The following is a 14,112-nucleotide window of genomic DNA, read 5'->3' on the forward strand; positions in this document are numbered from 1 at the left end:
CCTAATGCTGATGAGAACGTAATTTATCAAAGGATTCCCCTGCATGATAGCTGGATCGGACAAGAGGTCCAGCTTCACAATGTCTAAATCCTTTAGCCAAAGCTATTTCTTTGAGTTCCTGAAACTCTTCAGGAGACCAATATTTCTTAACCGGAATCTGTTGTTTTGTTGGTTGAAGATACTGTCCCAAGTTGACCATCTGCACACCATGGGCTAATAAATCATCTAGAGCTTCTATCACCTCTTCTTTTGTTTCCCCTAAACCAAGCATAAGGCTACTCTTAACAACAGCTTTAGGATCCCTTTCTTTATACATCTTAAGAACCTTTAAGGAACGATCATATTCTGATCGACTTCGAATAAGGGGTGTCAATCTTCTGACAGTCTCCAGGTTATGACTAAAGATATCCGGTTTGGATTCAGCGATAATATCCAAAGATTCTTCTTTGGCCATAAAGTCTCCTGTAAGGATTTCAATAGATACAGGATGCTTTGTGCGTCTTATGGCTTTGACAGTTGCAGCCATGGCAGCAGCCCCCCCATCTTTAAGGTCATCCCTGTCAACCATGGTTATGACCGCATGCCGAACTCCCATATCAACTATGGTTTTGGCTAGCCTGACAGGTTCAAGAGGATCCACTTCTTCGGGCATGCCCGTTTTTACCGAACAAAATCGACAGCGTCTGGTACAAGTATCTCCAAGGATCATAAATGTTGCAGTTTTGTGTTCATTCCAACACTCATGCAGATTGGGACACTTAGCCTCCTGACATACAGTATGAAGGCCCCCTTCTTGTATACTTCTACGTACACTTTGATAGTTTTTGTTGGTATTTACCTTTATTTTTAGCCACTCCGGCTTTCTTAATATCGAATCTGACATGCTTTTAACATAACGACTTTTGCAGTCCAAGTCCAACCAATCTTGATTTTTACTACTTTTTTGATAATATTTATCCGGGAGTATAAAATGAAGCATAAAATCCTTCAGAAGAGGTATCTAAGTGATGACACCTTTGTCTTAAGATTCGAAAGAAATGGCTTAGAGTTTAACCCTGGTCAGCATTTAACAGTGGGACCCTTTGGGAGTCCAGATCGTAGAGAGTATTCCATTTATTCTGGAACGAAAGATGACTATCTGGAAGTACTTGTTAAGCGAATTGATGAAGGACAGGTGACTCCTAAGCTTAATAAATTGAAAGAAGGGGATGATCTGGAAATAAACGGTCCCTTCGGATTCTTTCAACTTCAAGAGGATCCAGAAGCACATCATTACTTTATTAGTACAGGAACAGGAATAAGTCCTTTTCATTGCTTTGCCCATACAGATGAGAAGCTGCAATATACTTTATTACATGGTATTAGATTTTTATCAGAAAGTTATGATGCCGGTCATTATCCTACTGATCGCTATATTAGTTGTACATCCCGTAGTGATGAAGGTCAATTTCACGGTCGGGTAACCCAATATTTATCGGATCAGAGGCTACCCACTGATGGACAGTATTATCTATGTGGTAATTGCGATATGATTTATGAGGCTTATGATATATTAGTAGCCAAAGGTATTGATAGAGAGAGAATACAGACAGAAGTGTACTTTTAATAGTCCACTTCTATTTTTTTGACCTTTTCCTTTGTCGATAATAATCCACAAGCGGCGAGGATATCTTCCCCCCTGCTTTTACGAATTGTTGTCATCAAGCCTTTATCTTTAAGAATGTTTTGAAACTTTTCCATTCGATCACGTGAACTTCCTATAAGGGGACTGTCAGGAATGGGATGAAAATGTATTAGATTCACACGGCTTTTGAAGCGACTTAGAAGTTTGACTAATTCTTGTGCGTGGTCAGGACTGTCATTGACGCCACTAAACATAATGTATTCAAAGGATAATCGTCTTTGTCCTCTCCAATCATAATCTTCTAATGTCTTAATAACATCCTTAATAGGAAAAACTTGTTGAATGGGCATTAGTTTTCGTCTCTCATCATCGAAGGGACTGTGAATACTGATGGCAAGATGGGCCTTAGAATCATCCAAAAACTGCTTCATAGCAGGGATGACTCCAATGGTTGACAAGGTGATTCGTCTGGGACTCATGGCATATCCCCAATCAGAAGTTAAGATATCAATGCTTTTCTTAACTTGAATCCAATTATCCAAGGGTTCTCCCATCCCCATATAGACAAGGTTGGTAATGTTATCAAACTCAGGCAGACTATGGAGCTGATTCAGGATTTCCCCGGCATCTAAATGTCCCTGGAATCCCTGACGGGCGGTCATACAAAAGAGACATCCCATTTTACACCCCACTTGACTGGACAAACACAAGGTAGCCCTCTCTCCATCGGGAATATACGCGGCTTCTACATAATGATCTTTTACGACCTGATAAAGATATTTTTTGGTTCCATCCTGACTGGCATCCACCTTGATAGGATCATAGATACCTAATTCATAGTGCTCTTGTAAATACGTTCGAGCATTCTTAGATATGTTGGTCATATCATCAAAGGATCTAATATGTTTTTGATAGAGCCAGGTGGCCAACTGTTTTCCAGCAAAAGCCTTGAGACCTGCTTCTAGAGCTATTGCCTTTAGTTCTTCTATATCTTTGCCATATAATCTTTCCACATCATCTCCTTAGAAGTAGATTTCCGACAGGATCTTATCAAAGGGAACTCCTTTGTCCAAGAGGATTTCTCTGACAGCAATAACCATTTCTGTTGCTCCACAGATCATATATGTCCCATCAATAAGATCAAACTCTTCTGTTATATATTTGGTTAAACGTCCTTGATAATAGTCAGGATGAACATCCAAAGAAGAACAGCAAATATAATTATCACCTAGATGAGCTGCAAAATCCTGATGAAAATAGAAATCCTCTTTTGATCGCGCCCCATGAAGAAAAGTAACGTTCTTGTCTATAGTGGAGTTAATAAATGCTCTAAAAGGAGCAACTCCCGTTCCAGTACCTATCCATATTATATTATTATCTTGAGGAAGTAAAAACTCTCCAAAAGGTTCTGTAACCCATAGAGTATCACCAGCCCCTATCTGACTCAAACGGGGAGTAAGCCATCCCCCCTCAACTTCCTTGTATAGTATCCCCCAATGATCATCTTGGGTTCCACTAGCCAAGCTGTAGTGCCGAAAAGGTTCCTCTGATTTTATAGACAAAGATACTAACTGTCCCGGTATAGCTTGCGAAGGTTTCTGCAACTTAATGTAATAGGCATCCTGAGTGAGTGCTATCTGTTCCAGTACAGTTATTTCTTGTTTTAGTCCTTCTTCCATTTATAAAAACCTCTCAGGGAATATATTATTATTATGATCAGATAACAATCCCCTAGCCTCTATTCAAGAACTATTTCTTCTCATATCAACTTTTATATATATTCTTGACAATCTCAACCTATTTAATAATATTTAATCATAAGGAGATTAGTCATGATTGAATGGTTATCACAACCTTGGCCATGGTATGTATCTGGCCCCCTTATAGGATTAATGGTTCCTTTATTGCTTTTCCTTGGGAATAAGCAGTTTGGAATATCATCCTCTCTTAGGCACCTTTGTGCTATTTCTCTACCACATAAACCAGAGTATCTTCGTTATAATTGGCGTGAATATAGCTGGAATTTAGCTCTAGTATTAGGAGTCATTGTGGGTGCCCTTCTAGCTGTTATTCTTCTAAAGGGTAATCAGACACCAGATATATCCTTAAAAACAAAAGAGATGTTACTCAATTGGAATATTACAGATATCAAAGGGCTATCCCCTATATCTGTTTTTGGATTAGATCAAATCGTCCATTTAAAGAATTTGATCTTGATAATAGGAGGAGGATTCCTAGTGGGATTTGGCACAAGATATGCGGGGGGATGTACTTCTGGACATGCTATTATGGGTTTGAGTCTTCTAAACTTCGGTTCCCTTGTGGCTGTGATTGGCTTTTTTATTGGTGGACTTCTTATGAGTCATATTATTCTTCCCATGATCCTAGGTTTATAGGAGACAGGAATGAAATTGACAAAATTCTTTATAATGGGCTTGTTTTTCGGGATTGTGCTTACTAAAGCAGAAGTAGTTTCCTGGTTTCGCATACAAGAAATGTTTCATTTTCAATCCATTCATATGTTTGGCATCATAGGTAGTGCCATAGCAGTGGGTATCTTAACAACTACGATTATTAGGGTTTTTAAGCTCAAAACAATAAAAGGAGAAACAATAAAACTGGAAGGAAAACCTTTTAACAAAGTAGGTAACTTAGTAGGTGGTTCTATTTTTGGATTAGGTTGGGCAATGACAGGTGCCTGCCCAGGGCCATTATATGCCTTATTGGGAGCTGGTTATTATAGCTTCTTCTTTGCCATATTGTCAGCCATGTTTGGGGTTTGGGTTTATGCCCTTTTAAAACCCAAACTACCCCACTGATAAAATATTAATTAACTCCTTTAGGGGAGGAGAAGGCGGTCGAGAAGCTTTTGTTAATAAATACAAATGCCGAGCCTGCTCCCCCTTAAGTGAATAGGCATATAGGCCAGTATCGTTTTTATCCAAAGCAATACAGGGAATAATCGAGCATCCCAATCCTAATTCAACCATACTTTTGATAGCAACAATGCTTCCTGCCTCAATGGTTTTAGCAGGCACAATGGAATGTTGATGTAATATAGTATCAATAAATTGTCGTGTATTAGAGTTTTGATCCGGATAAATGAAAACAGATTCTCGTACAATGTCCTTCCAGTTTTTTTTAACCATTGAATTACTTATCAATATATCTTCCCGTATGCCCAAATCAAGGCCATGACAGTGTTGAGGAATTTGGGAAAGGGCTAATACAACAGCTTCCAGCTCTCCTTTATCCATCTTTGAGAGTAGATCGTTCCCTTTACTATTAATGATTTTCATCTCCATATGGGGATGGAGTTGACTAAATTGTTTTAAAGGGTCCTTCAAATAATAAAGAAATGAAGTATCACTGGCTCCTATGGATAAAATCCCTGCCTGCCCCTGTGTATATCCTATGCTCTTCCTTTTTATACTGTCCAAAGAAGACATAACAGCAGTAACATCTGCCATAATGGATTGTCCCAGTATAGTTAATTCAAGGCCTTTCTTATCTCTATGAAATAAAGAACCTCCTAACTCATCCTCCAATACCTTTAACTGCTGGCTTATAGCTGACTGAGTACGGCATAGCTTTTCTGCAGCCTTTGAGATACTGCCTAGTCTGTAAATCTCATGGAAAATCTGTATTCTATTACCATCTACATACATAATGAATTCTAATATATCAGATAAGTATTATTAATTTTACTAATATTTATTTTTTTGAGAAACTACCTTCAGGAGCTGTCTATGTTATTCGTTATGGTATTGATTACTTCAACTATTTCAGGAATTGCCGGAATGGGAGGAGGAGTTCTTCTCTTGAGTGTTATGTTAGGTTTCTATCCGCTAAATACTTTAATCCCACTCCATGGAACGATACAGTTATTTAGTAATATCTCTCGAGTTAGTATCCACTTTAAAGAAATCAAGTGGAAATATTATAGTCTATACACAGCAGGAGCTATTCTGGGAGCCCTTCTAGGATTCCTATTTAAGCCTAATCTACCAGAGAACTTTCTCAAAATCTTCATCGCTCTATTCATTATTTTTATTACATGGAAACCTAAAGGAAAGCCATCTAATGCCTTCTTTTTCCCTGTAGGTATGGGATCCACTTGGCTTTCGTTAATCATTGGATCTTCAGGACCTATACTGGCACCTCTCTTTTCAGATAGAGGATTTACTAATAGACAAATATTAGGAACAAAGGCAGCCTGTCAAATGATGACCCATTTGTTTAAAGTGATATTGTATATCTATTGGGGGTTCGCCCTATCTCAATTCTGGATGGAACTATTGATAAGTCTCCCCCTAGTGTTTATAGGAAATTGGATAGGGGGACAACTGGTTAGATTCCTCTCCCCTCAAGTATTCAATAAGGTATTCAAGATAGGCATTACCTTATTGTGTGTCAAAACCTTAATCCAGTATATACTTCCTTTGACAAGGTGAGAGGAGGAAATTTAAACTGTGAACATTATTGTTACAGGTTCCACAAAAGGAATTGGAAGAGAAACGGCAAAGCTATTGATTCAACAAGGTCATAATGTCCTGATTAATGGAAGAAATGAAGATCAACTTAAAGATCAGCTACTTAGTTTAGACAGTTCAAAAGTGATCGGTATAGCTGCAGATGCTACGAATAAATCGGGGATTGAATCAATTATTGATCTTGCAACAAAAAAGTGGTCACAAATTGATGGGATAATACTTAATGCGGGTCATTCAATGAGAGGGAGTTTTAAGGATACAGATACAGCCGTTTGGGAACAAATGTATGTATCTAACCTACTAGGCCCTGTCCGTTTTATTCAATCAACTCTTCCTCTCCTAAGAGAATCAAGAGCAAAAGTGATGTTCATTAGTTCACAAGGCTCATTGTTTGGTTTTCCTAATGTCATCCCTTACAGTGTCTTCAAGTCTGCCCTTATTCCCTTAACTGAAGGTTTGATTAATGAAGAACCTTTAGTTAAATGGTCTATATTCTTTCCAGGCTTTACTCAAAATGATAAGGATAAAATCATTATGGATTCCAGGGGGCATTGGGTCAGGCATGAACGCAAAGCAAGTTTCACTCAGGAAAAAACAGCAAAAGCTATTGTGAAGGCTTTTTACAAAAAGAAAGTATATAACATCATGGGTTTACAAGGTAAAATATTATTTAGACTTAGCCGGATTGCTCCTGGGCTTCTATTCCTATATACAAAAAGAAAAGGAGCTAAGTTCCATTCAGAAGTAAAATAAAGGAGGTGATAGGTGAAACTATTTTCATGACAATTACGATAATAAAAAATTAATAGACTAAAAATAAATAGATTGGTATACATAGAATAAGGAAAAAAAGTGAAAAAACTACTATTAATACCGATGATTTTCATTATTTACATCACCATAAGTTGCGATATAAATAATGAGACTAACACAATATCCCCTCCTGACTGGATAATTGGAACTTGGACTGATGGCTTTAATGATGTACATTCTATAGAATTGGTATTCACAACAAATAATTTCTATATGGATGGAGTAAGCTATTATGAAGAGAGTCCATCACTAAGGGAAATCTTCAAATCTAATAGTGAGTATATAATATATGCACCAGAACCAGACCGAACAATTAGATGCCAAAAAATATCTGAATCAAAATTTGCTTTGTATTACAATGGATTAAAAAACTATAATTATATTAAAAAATAGTGTAAGTATTTCCCGAATATCTTGAGATTGATTCTAAATATATCGTTTTGGAAAAGGGTGTCATTGTAGGAAACTTTTTTATTTTCATTCCGCTTAAGGGAAATAATGCTACAGACATATCCTGGGATAAGCCATAAACCTAAAGTTATATAATATGAATATTATTAAACTTACCCCCATGACTCCCGGTATTCTATTCCTGTATACTAAGTTTCATTCCCATTTGAATTGAGGAAAGATTAATGGATCAATATAATTACTTTAACAGGTCAGAACAACAATATCCCTACCAACACAATCCTAATGAAGTAAAACAAATTCCGGTATATTATTTCACTATTAATGTATTCATCCTGATACTTTTTGTGATTATGAAGCTGATTCCCTTTATTAGTTTTATTCCACCAGAAGTAACAGATGCCATCTCTAAGCTTATGCCAAAAGAGATAGGTAGAATAATCAAGGGCTATCCTAATTTTTATGAATACGGCTATTATAATATCCGCTATATATTTGACACATTCATTAGTGCTTTTATTTTTATTCCTCCTGCTTTATTTTTGGTTATGCGCTCAAAATTAGCCTTTCCAGCTATCATATCCAGTCTAATATTACTTGTATCAAACCAAAGCTATTTAATTGTTATGGATTTTTATTATGGTAATTTGGATAGTGATATCATAAGTTATATAGCTATTAGATTTCCCGTCTTGATCCCCTTAGTGGGAATGTTGATCTTTACAGGATGGAGCGTATATCTCTATGGAAAAGGATACTATATAACAACAACAGGTTATGACAAACATGCTTTTCAATTCAACAGGCAACAGAAAAGAATGGTTATTGCTACGATTATCATAATACTTCCTTCATTTGTTAGATTGCTTTTTTACAGATATGGTGCAGTGTATGAGTATCTATATTATCTACCTGTATTATACGGAATGATGATTTATGTTAAAGCTAGCATCGCTAGTTGGAGAGATTAAATTCATTTTAGGAGTCATTAATGAAAATATCCGTCATTGGAGCTGGAATGGTGGGAACAGACATTGTTTCCTATCTATTCAATGTTGGGAATTTTACTGAGATAGTCTTAGTAGATTTGAACAATGAAAAGTCCTATGCAGAGATCATGGATTTCAGGCATACACAGAGCTTATTCTACACAAAGAATACAAAACTTAGTTATGGTCATTATGAAGATTGTTCCAATAGTGATGTTGTGATTATCACTGCTGGAGCTCAGGTCAAGAAAGGGGATTCCCGGGAAAGCATTGCTCAAACAAACTCTAGAATTGTAGTGGATATCGTTCATCAATTGGAAAAATATACCCCCCAATCTATTCTCATATTTGTAACGAATCCTGTTGATGTTGTGACTTACTTTGCTATTAAGGAATCATCCTTTCCTGCTCACAGGGTTATGAGCTCAGGGACATTACTGGACACATCACGTTTAGCCTATCATTTGAGCAATCAATTTAAAATAGACCCAAAGAATATCAACGCCTTTGTCTTTGGTGAACATGGAAAAACCTGCTTTGTTCCTTGGTCCCTATGTAATATCTTTGGGAATAACCTTGACCAATTTACCAGTAACAACAATCTTCCTTCCTTGAACAAAGAAGAAATTGAAAAATATGTGATTGATTCTGGTTTTGATATCTTTCTCAAAAAAGGAAATACAAATCATGGAATAGCCGCCAGTATATACCGAATTGTTCGAGCTATTGCCGTTAATGAGAAATCAATACTTCCTGTTGGTGTCTACATAGAAGACTCTTATGGAATAAAGGACGTTGTTCTAGCATTACCCGCTGTTATTTCACAAAAGGGAATTGAACAAGTCCTTCAAATAAGCCTTACAAATGAGGAATTACAGAGGTTAGCACAGTCGGCTGATTTTCTCAAAACAACGATTAACAGTGTAAATCTCTAATTAAGAATCAATTACTTTTTTTATGTCCATTACTTTTGTTATGGCCAGAGAATCAAAAAATTCATAAAGCTTCCTGCCTATTATTTCAATAGCAAATGTGCCATTTATGGATGTAAGTTTTTTATTGATAAACAAGATTTTACCAATCCCAGAACTATCAATGTATTGGGTTTTACTAAGATCAAGGGATATTTCGGTGACACCGTCTTGTATAAGTTCTTGGGCTATTTCTTTTAGTTGGGTGGCTTCAGAATTTAACAAGGATTGAGCATCAACCCTTAATAAACAATAAGTACCCTTCTGTTCTTTAACAATACTCATTTTATTTCTCCTTTTAAAACACGACAAAGATGATCAGCTATTTTATTTAATGGTACTAATGCAGAGGCAGCACCATATTCATAAGCTTTACCTGGCATACCCCACACAACACTTGAATCTTGATCTTGAACGATGTTGTAACTACCGGCGTCTTTCATTTCCCGCATAGCTTTTGAACCATCTTCCCCCATACCAGTTAACATAATTCCTATTGCATTAGGCCCGGCATTTTTTGCAGCTGATTTAAAAAGGGGTTCTACTGAAGGCCTATGATAATTAACCCTAGGCCCCTCCACTATCTCAATATAATATTTGGCCCCACTCGCTCTAATTTGGCAATGAATTTCACCAGCAGCCAAATAAACGAAACCATTCATAATACGCTCACCATTTTCTGCAACCTTCACCTTTAATGCCATTTTTGAATCAAGTCTATTGGCAAATGCAGCAGAATACTGAACAGGCATATGCTGAACGACAACAATACCCGGAATATCTACAGGAAGAGCTTTTAATATTGCTTCAATAGCAACAGTCCCTCCAGTAGAAGATCCTATTACAATTACTTTGTCTGTTGTTTTTTGGTTCGTTGTGAATAGCTTTACTGGTTTTTGGTTTTCCGGCTTGTCCAGGCTTTCCAGCCCCTTTCTAAATTGATTAAGCAGTTTATTTTTAACTTCTTTTCTGGCTCCATTTCGAACCTTCTGAATAATATCATCTTTTAAGTTTGACAGGTCCAATAAGTTTTCCGGTTTTGTAAGAACATCAAAAGCCCCCAACTCAAAAGCCTGTAAAGTAAGAGCAGCATTCTTCTCTGTAAGAGATGAAAAGACAATTACCGTTGTTGGTTTGGCTCTCATAAGTTTGTCTAAAAAGGTCAATCCATCCATACGTGGCATTTCCACATCTAGTATAATAACATCTACTTCCTGCTTCTTTAATTTCTCAATAGCAAAGATAGGGTCATGAGCCGTACCAACTAAATTAAAGTCAGATACTGAGTTGATGATCTCACTTAGAACTTTGCGAACCAAAGCCGAATCATCTACAATAAGTACATTAACCATTTAGTCCCTCCTTCTGTAGATTGTTTTACCCACCAGTTCAAAATCACTTGATAATCCAGCCATACTTTCGCTATGACCTAATATTAGATAACCTCCAGGTTTTAACTGCCTATACATCTTGGTCATGACTTCTACTTTTGTAGGGCGGTCGAAATAAATGATTACATTCCTTAAGAAAATGACATCCATTTTAGGCAAACGATACTCATCATCCATCAGATTTAACTTAAAAAAAACAATATCTTTTTTAAACTCAGATTTAACTTTTACAAGGTCTGAGTATTTCTTGACACCCTTAAGAAAATATCGCTCCCTAACATGGGGTTCAATATTTTTTACTTCCTGGTGATTGTAAACGCCTTGGCATGCTTTGCGAAGAATATCACTGGAAACATCAGAAGCATAAAATTTATGATTTATCTTCTGATGATGATTTCTTTCAAATTCTTTTAGGCTAATTAGAATGGAGAAAATTTCTTGTCCTGAAGAAGAAGCGGCAGACCATATTTTTAAATTATCTTTTGAGCCTGGATAGATGACCTCTTCCAGGAACTGAAAGTGGTGTCCTTCCCTAAAAAAAGTTGAATAGTTCGTTGATAAAGCATCAACCATATCCTGGAATTCTTTTCCTTCATTCTCATTTTCTTTAATAAGATGAATATACTCTTCAAAACTATTAAGTCCCATTCTTCGGATCTTTTTAGATAGTCTGGCAATAACAAGTGATCTTTTTTTTTCAGTGAGGTTTATTCTAGCATAGTCATAAATTCTTTTTCGAATATATTCAAAATCTTTATCTGATAATTCAAACATCACTATATTCCTTAAAAAAGTGTTACATTCTCATTACTTCGTTTTATTTCACGTAGCTTTTTCATATAGTTCTGTTCTTCTGCCACGGCTTGATCCAGACCTACTTTTCTTACAAATACGGAGTTTTCTCCCGTTAAAAAAAATATTTTCCTACCAAAGTCTTTTCCTACATCCTCACTATCAATGGCTATTAACTCTGACTTAAGAAAGGCCCTGGCAAATCCTATATTTTTGTCACCAACCGATTCTGTCTGGGCATTTCTGGATATTACATTACCACCTCCAAAGATTTTAGCTCGCAAGGTATTACGATTGGCGCCGTTTTTCTGCATATCAGCGATAAGTACCTCCATAGCGGTAATGCCATATCTCATGGATTTTTCGACTAAAGATTCTCCAGCTAAAGCTTCATTTTTAAGACTAGAGGATTTATCTTCTGGAAGCATAAAGTGGTTCATACCTCCCACTTTAGATACTGGATCATATAAACAAACTGAGACACAAGAACCAAGAACAGTACAAAGTATTTCCTGTTTGGAACTAACATAGGTTTCACCTGCAAAGATTGTTAAAACATTGGCCTTTAGTTGAGCATTGTACTTTCTATACATTTTGTTTTGTAGCATAGTTGTGTACAATATTTTGAATGTCCACTATTAATGCCACATCTCCATTACCTAGTATTGTTGCACTTGATATGTTTTCGATCTTGCGAAAGTTTTTTTGTAACGATTTGAGAACAACTTGAAATTGTTCCAACACATTATCCACTAGAAGGGCAGCTTTTATACCTACAGAGTTGATCACTATAAGTTCGGCTTTTGTAACATCATCAAGAGCATTATTTATATGGAATATTTTATGTAAACGAATCATAGGAATGTAGTCTCCGCGAAAGAAAACGACTTCCCCTCTTCCGGATATTGTTTTAATGTGCTCTTCCAATGGTCTGAAAATCTCAAGAATGGATAAGGTTGGTATAATATATTTCTCTGCGCCTATATCAACCAACATGCCATCTAGTATCGCCAAAGTTAAAGGAAGGTGCAGTTTGATACAGGTACCTACATTTTTAGAGGAGGTAATAACAATATTGCCATTTAAATCCCTAATAGAATTTTTAACAACATCCATACCTACACCACGCCCGGATAGATCCGTTATTTTTGGTGCTGTTGACAAGCCGGGATGAAAAATAAGATTAAGAACTTCAGCTTCTGTTAAGTTATCAGAATCCTTGATAATTTCCCGTTCAATAGCTTTTTCCAATAGCTTTTCTCTATCAACACCCTTACCATCATCTTCAATCTCTATGATGACTTTACCATCTTCTATATAAGCAGACAGTTTTAGTAAACCAATAGGATTTTTACCCAGAGCGATTCTATCCTGTTCTGTTTCGATTCCATGATCAATACTATTTCTAACAATATGTTTTAAAGGATCATTAAGCTTTTCAATCATGTTTTTATCTAATTCTGTATCTTGGCCACTGATTTCAAGATGAACCTGTTTACCAAGATCAATAGCAATGTCCCTTACTACTCTCTTGAATCTATCAAAAGTACTAGACAAACTCATCATACGCAAAGAGGTTACCTGTTCCTGTAATACTCTTGTACTTTCTTTTAGGGTATCTGCAACACTTAGAAACTCTTCAGGTACTTGCTCTGAGTATTCATCAGCCAGCAAATTAAGATGGGCTTGTGATATAATCAATTCACTAACTGTATTAAATATTTTCTCTAACTTTTCAGTCTGTACTCTAATAAAGCTAGAAGCGCTAAGATCTGTTGATCTTCGATATTTTACGGATTCATCTTCCCCTTCTTTTACCTTAGCTTCCTTTTTGGGTTTTTCAACAAAATCTGTTATAGCTTTCCCGTCGATGAGAAGATTTGCAACTTCAGGATTATCAAACAGAGGTTCCAAAAGATGAATATTTATATTGCTTTCATCAATAACAAAGCAAAATATATCTTCTATCTCCTTTATTGTTTTCGAAGTTTTATAGAAGCAATTCCAACTCAAATAAAGGGTGTCTGGAGAGAATTGCTCTGGTATAGGAAAAGCATTTTGGTTTAGATGTAAATATACAATTTGCCCTTGAGATTTAAGATCAGAAATAAACATTCCCGGATCAATTCCACTTTTAAAAATATCCGGATAGTAAGTAAGTTCAAGATAATAATAGTGATCAGACACATCATCCTGAACTGAAGAATGTCCAGAATCTTTTTGCTCATGAACAGTTCCATTGGCATTTGATATTATTTCTAAGATAATAGCTTTTAGTTCACTTGTATCAATATTGGAATCTTCAGGTTCCTCACGTTTAATATTATCAAGCATGATTTTAAGAACATCCAGGGTTTTTAAGCTAACAGAAACGATATCTTTATCAGGAGTCAAAGATCCATTTCTTAAGAGCTCAAATAAATCTTCAACAATATGAGTAAAATCTTTTATTTTAGTAAATCCTGCTAGACCCGCACCCCCTTTAATAGAGTGAATAGCTCTGAAGGCTTCATTAATGATTTCTTTATCATCAGGATTATCTTCTATCCCAATGACTCTATCTTCTAAGATTAATAAGTTTTCTTCAGTCTCTTGAATGTATATTTCATAAAGGGGATTACTCATAGG

Annotated in this window: 17 protein-coding genes; 8 read left to right on the top strand and 9 right to left on the bottom strand. The window is 36.1% G+C overall.

Annotated elements, in window-relative coordinates; translation table 11 throughout:
* Window position 1: 1 nt before the first annotated feature.
* The gene (gene lipA, locus K345_RS0112030; RefSeq protein WP_083963752.1) at window positions 2-979 is read right to left on the bottom strand and encodes a lipoyl synthase; all 978 of its coding nucleotides are present in this window, start codon (window positions 977-979) and stop codon (window positions 2-4) included.
* Here lipA and K345_RS0112035 point away from each other — a divergent pair.
* Window positions 971-1,606, top strand: coding sequence for a ferredoxin--NADP reductase (locus tag K345_RS0112035; RefSeq protein WP_053228268.1), 636 nt, complete (start codon window positions 971-973; stop codon window positions 1,604-1,606). The genes lipA and K345_RS0112035 overlap by 9 nt on opposite strands.
* Here K345_RS0112035 and rlmN read toward each other — a convergent pair.
* Both rlmN and K345_RS0112045 read right to left on the bottom strand, forming a co-directional pair.
* A complete protein-coding gene (gene rlmN / locus K345_RS0112040) occupies window positions 1,603-2,637 on the bottom strand; it encodes a dual-specificity RNA methyltransferase RlmN (RefSeq protein WP_028974366.1) in 1,035 nt (344 codons plus the stop codon). The genes K345_RS0112035 and rlmN overlap by 4 nt on opposite strands.
* Before the next feature lie 9 nt (window positions 2,638-2,646).
* Complete coding sequence (locus K345_RS0112045) at window positions 2,647-3,303, bottom strand: ferredoxin--NADP reductase (RefSeq protein WP_028974367.1); 657 nt, start codon at window positions 3,301-3,303, stop codon at window positions 2,647-2,649.
* Between the two features lie 153 nt (window positions 3,304-3,456).
* Between K345_RS0112045 and K345_RS0112050 the strand changes: the two genes are divergently transcribed.
* Both K345_RS0112050 and K345_RS0112055 read left to right on the top strand, forming a co-directional pair.
* Entirely contained in the window at window positions 3,457-4,020 is a 564-nt protein-coding gene (locus K345_RS0112050; protein ID WP_028974368.1) for a YeeE/YedE family protein, read from the top strand.
* Between the two features lie 9 nt (window positions 4,021-4,029).
* Window positions 4,030-4,443 (top strand): DUF6691 family protein, encoded by a 414-nt coding sequence (locus tag K345_RS0112055; protein ID WP_028974369.1) that lies wholly within the window; start codon window positions 4,030-4,032, stop codon window positions 4,441-4,443.
* Here K345_RS0112055 and K345_RS20925 read toward each other — a convergent pair.
* A complete protein-coding gene (locus K345_RS20925; RefSeq protein ID WP_037572146.1) occupies window positions 4,432-5,292 on the bottom strand; it encodes a LysR family transcriptional regulator in 861 nt (286 codons plus the stop codon). The two genes, K345_RS0112055 and K345_RS20925, sit on opposite strands and share 12 nt — an antisense overlap.
* 81 nt (window positions 5,293-5,373) lie before the next feature.
* On the opposite strand from K345_RS20925, the gene K345_RS0112065 reads away from it, so the two are divergent.
* From K345_RS0112065 to K345_RS0112085, 5 genes are all read left to right on the top strand, one after another.
* On the top strand, window positions 5,374-6,078 hold the full coding sequence (locus K345_RS0112065) for a sulfite exporter TauE/SafE family protein (RefSeq protein ID WP_028974370.1): 705 nt from the start codon (window positions 5,374-5,376) through the stop codon (window positions 6,076-6,078).
* Between the two features lie 18 nt (window positions 6,079-6,096).
* Complete coding sequence (locus tag K345_RS0112070) at window positions 6,097-6,870, top strand: SDR family NAD(P)-dependent oxidoreductase (RefSeq protein WP_028974371.1); 774 nt, start codon at window positions 6,097-6,099, stop codon at window positions 6,868-6,870.
* A 99-nt stretch (window positions 6,871-6,969) separates the two neighbouring features.
* Window positions 6,970-7,323: a hypothetical protein gene (locus K345_RS0112075; RefSeq protein ID WP_156888393.1), complete on the top strand. Its 354-nt coding sequence runs from the start codon at window positions 6,970-6,972 to the stop codon at window positions 7,321-7,323.
* 242 nt (window positions 7,324-7,565) lie between these two features.
* Window positions 7,566-8,312: a hypothetical protein gene (locus K345_RS0112080; protein WP_028974373.1), complete on the top strand. Its 747-nt coding sequence runs from the start codon at window positions 7,566-7,568 to the stop codon at window positions 8,310-8,312.
* Window positions 8,313-8,332: 20 nt separating this feature from the next.
* Window positions 8,333-9,265, top strand: a complete 933-nt coding sequence (locus K345_RS0112085) for an L-lactate dehydrogenase (RefSeq protein ID WP_028974374.1) — start codon at window positions 8,333-8,335, stop codon at window positions 9,263-9,265.
* Here K345_RS0112085 and K345_RS0112090 read toward each other — a convergent pair whose 3' ends face one another.
* From K345_RS0112090 to K345_RS0112110, 5 genes are read right to left on the bottom strand one after another with little or no spacing between them, the layout of a single operon-like run.
* Window positions 9,266-9,586, bottom strand: a complete 321-nt coding sequence (locus K345_RS0112090; protein ID WP_028974375.1) for an STAS domain-containing protein — start codon at window positions 9,584-9,586, stop codon at window positions 9,266-9,268. It lies immediately after the preceding gene.
* Window positions 9,583-10,653: a protein-glutamate methylesterase/protein-glutamine glutaminase gene (locus K345_RS0112095; RefSeq protein WP_028974376.1), complete on the bottom strand. Its 1,071-nt coding sequence runs from the start codon at window positions 10,651-10,653 to the stop codon at window positions 9,583-9,585. The genes K345_RS0112090 and K345_RS0112095 overlap by 4 nt, the downstream gene beginning before the upstream one ends.
* The gene (locus tag K345_RS0112100; RefSeq protein WP_037572150.1) at window positions 10,654-11,466 is read right to left on the bottom strand and encodes a CheR family methyltransferase; all 813 of its coding nucleotides are present in this window, start codon (window positions 11,464-11,466) and stop codon (window positions 10,654-10,656) included. It abuts the gene before it with no gap.
* Between the two features lie 11 nt (window positions 11,467-11,477).
* On the bottom strand, window positions 11,478-12,077 hold the full coding sequence (locus K345_RS0112105; RefSeq protein WP_028974378.1) for a chemotaxis protein CheD: 600 nt from the start codon (window positions 12,075-12,077) through the stop codon (window positions 11,478-11,480).
* Window positions 12,070-14,109: a chemotaxis protein CheA gene (locus K345_RS0112110; RefSeq protein ID WP_028974379.1), complete on the bottom strand. Its 2,040-nt coding sequence runs from the start codon at window positions 14,107-14,109 to the stop codon at window positions 12,070-12,072. The genes K345_RS0112105 and K345_RS0112110 overlap by 8 nt, the downstream gene beginning before the upstream one ends.
* Window positions 14,110-14,112 lie beyond the last annotated feature (3 nt).

This window comes from Spirochaeta cellobiosiphila DSM 17781 (assembly GCF_000426705.1).
Taxonomy (GTDB): domain Bacteria; phylum Spirochaetota; class Spirochaetia; order DSM-17781; family DSM-17781; genus Spirochaeta_E; species Spirochaeta_E cellobiosiphila.

Excerpts from the sequence above, each read along its gene's own strand:
- K345_RS0112035 (WP_053228268.1), top strand. The coding sequence starts at position 971 with ATGAAGCATAAAATCCTTCAGAAGAGGTATCTAAGTGATGACACCTTT.
- K345_RS0112065 (WP_028974370.1), top strand. The coding sequence starts at position 5,374 with ATGTTATTCGTTATGGTATTGATTACTTCAACTATTTCAGGAATTGCC.
- lipA (WP_083963752.1), bottom strand. The coding sequence starts at position 979 with ATGCTTCATTTTATACTCCCGGATAAATATTATCAAAAAAGTAGTAAA.
- K345_RS0112080 (WP_028974373.1), top strand. The coding sequence starts at position 7,566 with ATGGATCAATATAATTACTTTAACAGGTCAGAACAACAATATCCCTAC.
- K345_RS0112090 (WP_028974375.1), bottom strand. The coding sequence starts at position 9,586 with ATGAGTATTGTTAAAGAACAGAAGGGTACTTATTGTTTATTAAGGGTT.
- K345_RS0112105 (WP_028974378.1), bottom strand. The coding sequence starts at position 12,077 with ATGTATAGAAAGTACAATGCTCAACTAAAGGCCAATGTTTTAACAATC.
- K345_RS0112110 (WP_028974379.1), bottom strand. The coding sequence starts at position 14,109 with ATGAGTAATCCCCTTTATGAAATATACATTCAAGAGACTGAAGAAAAC.
- K345_RS0112100 (WP_037572150.1), bottom strand. The coding sequence starts at position 11,466 with ATGTTTGAATTATCAGATAAAGATTTTGAATATATTCGAAAAAGAATT.
- K345_RS0112050 (WP_028974368.1), top strand. The coding sequence starts at position 3,457 with ATGATTGAATGGTTATCACAACCTTGGCCATGGTATGTATCTGGCCCC.
- K345_RS0112095 (WP_028974376.1), bottom strand. The coding sequence starts at position 10,653 with ATGGTTAATGTACTTATTGTAGATGATTCGGCTTTGGTTCGCAAAGTT.
- K345_RS0112055 (WP_028974369.1), top strand. The coding sequence starts at position 4,030 with ATGAAATTGACAAAATTCTTTATAATGGGCTTGTTTTTCGGGATTGTG.
- K345_RS0112045 (WP_028974367.1), bottom strand. The coding sequence starts at position 3,303 with ATGGAAGAAGGACTAAAACAAGAAATAACTGTACTGGAACAGATAGCA.
- K345_RS0112085 (WP_028974374.1), top strand. The coding sequence starts at position 8,333 with ATGAAAATATCCGTCATTGGAGCTGGAATGGTGGGAACAGACATTGTT.
- K345_RS20925 (WP_037572146.1), bottom strand. The coding sequence starts at position 5,292 with ATGTATGTAGATGGTAATAGAATACAGATTTTCCATGAGATTTACAGA.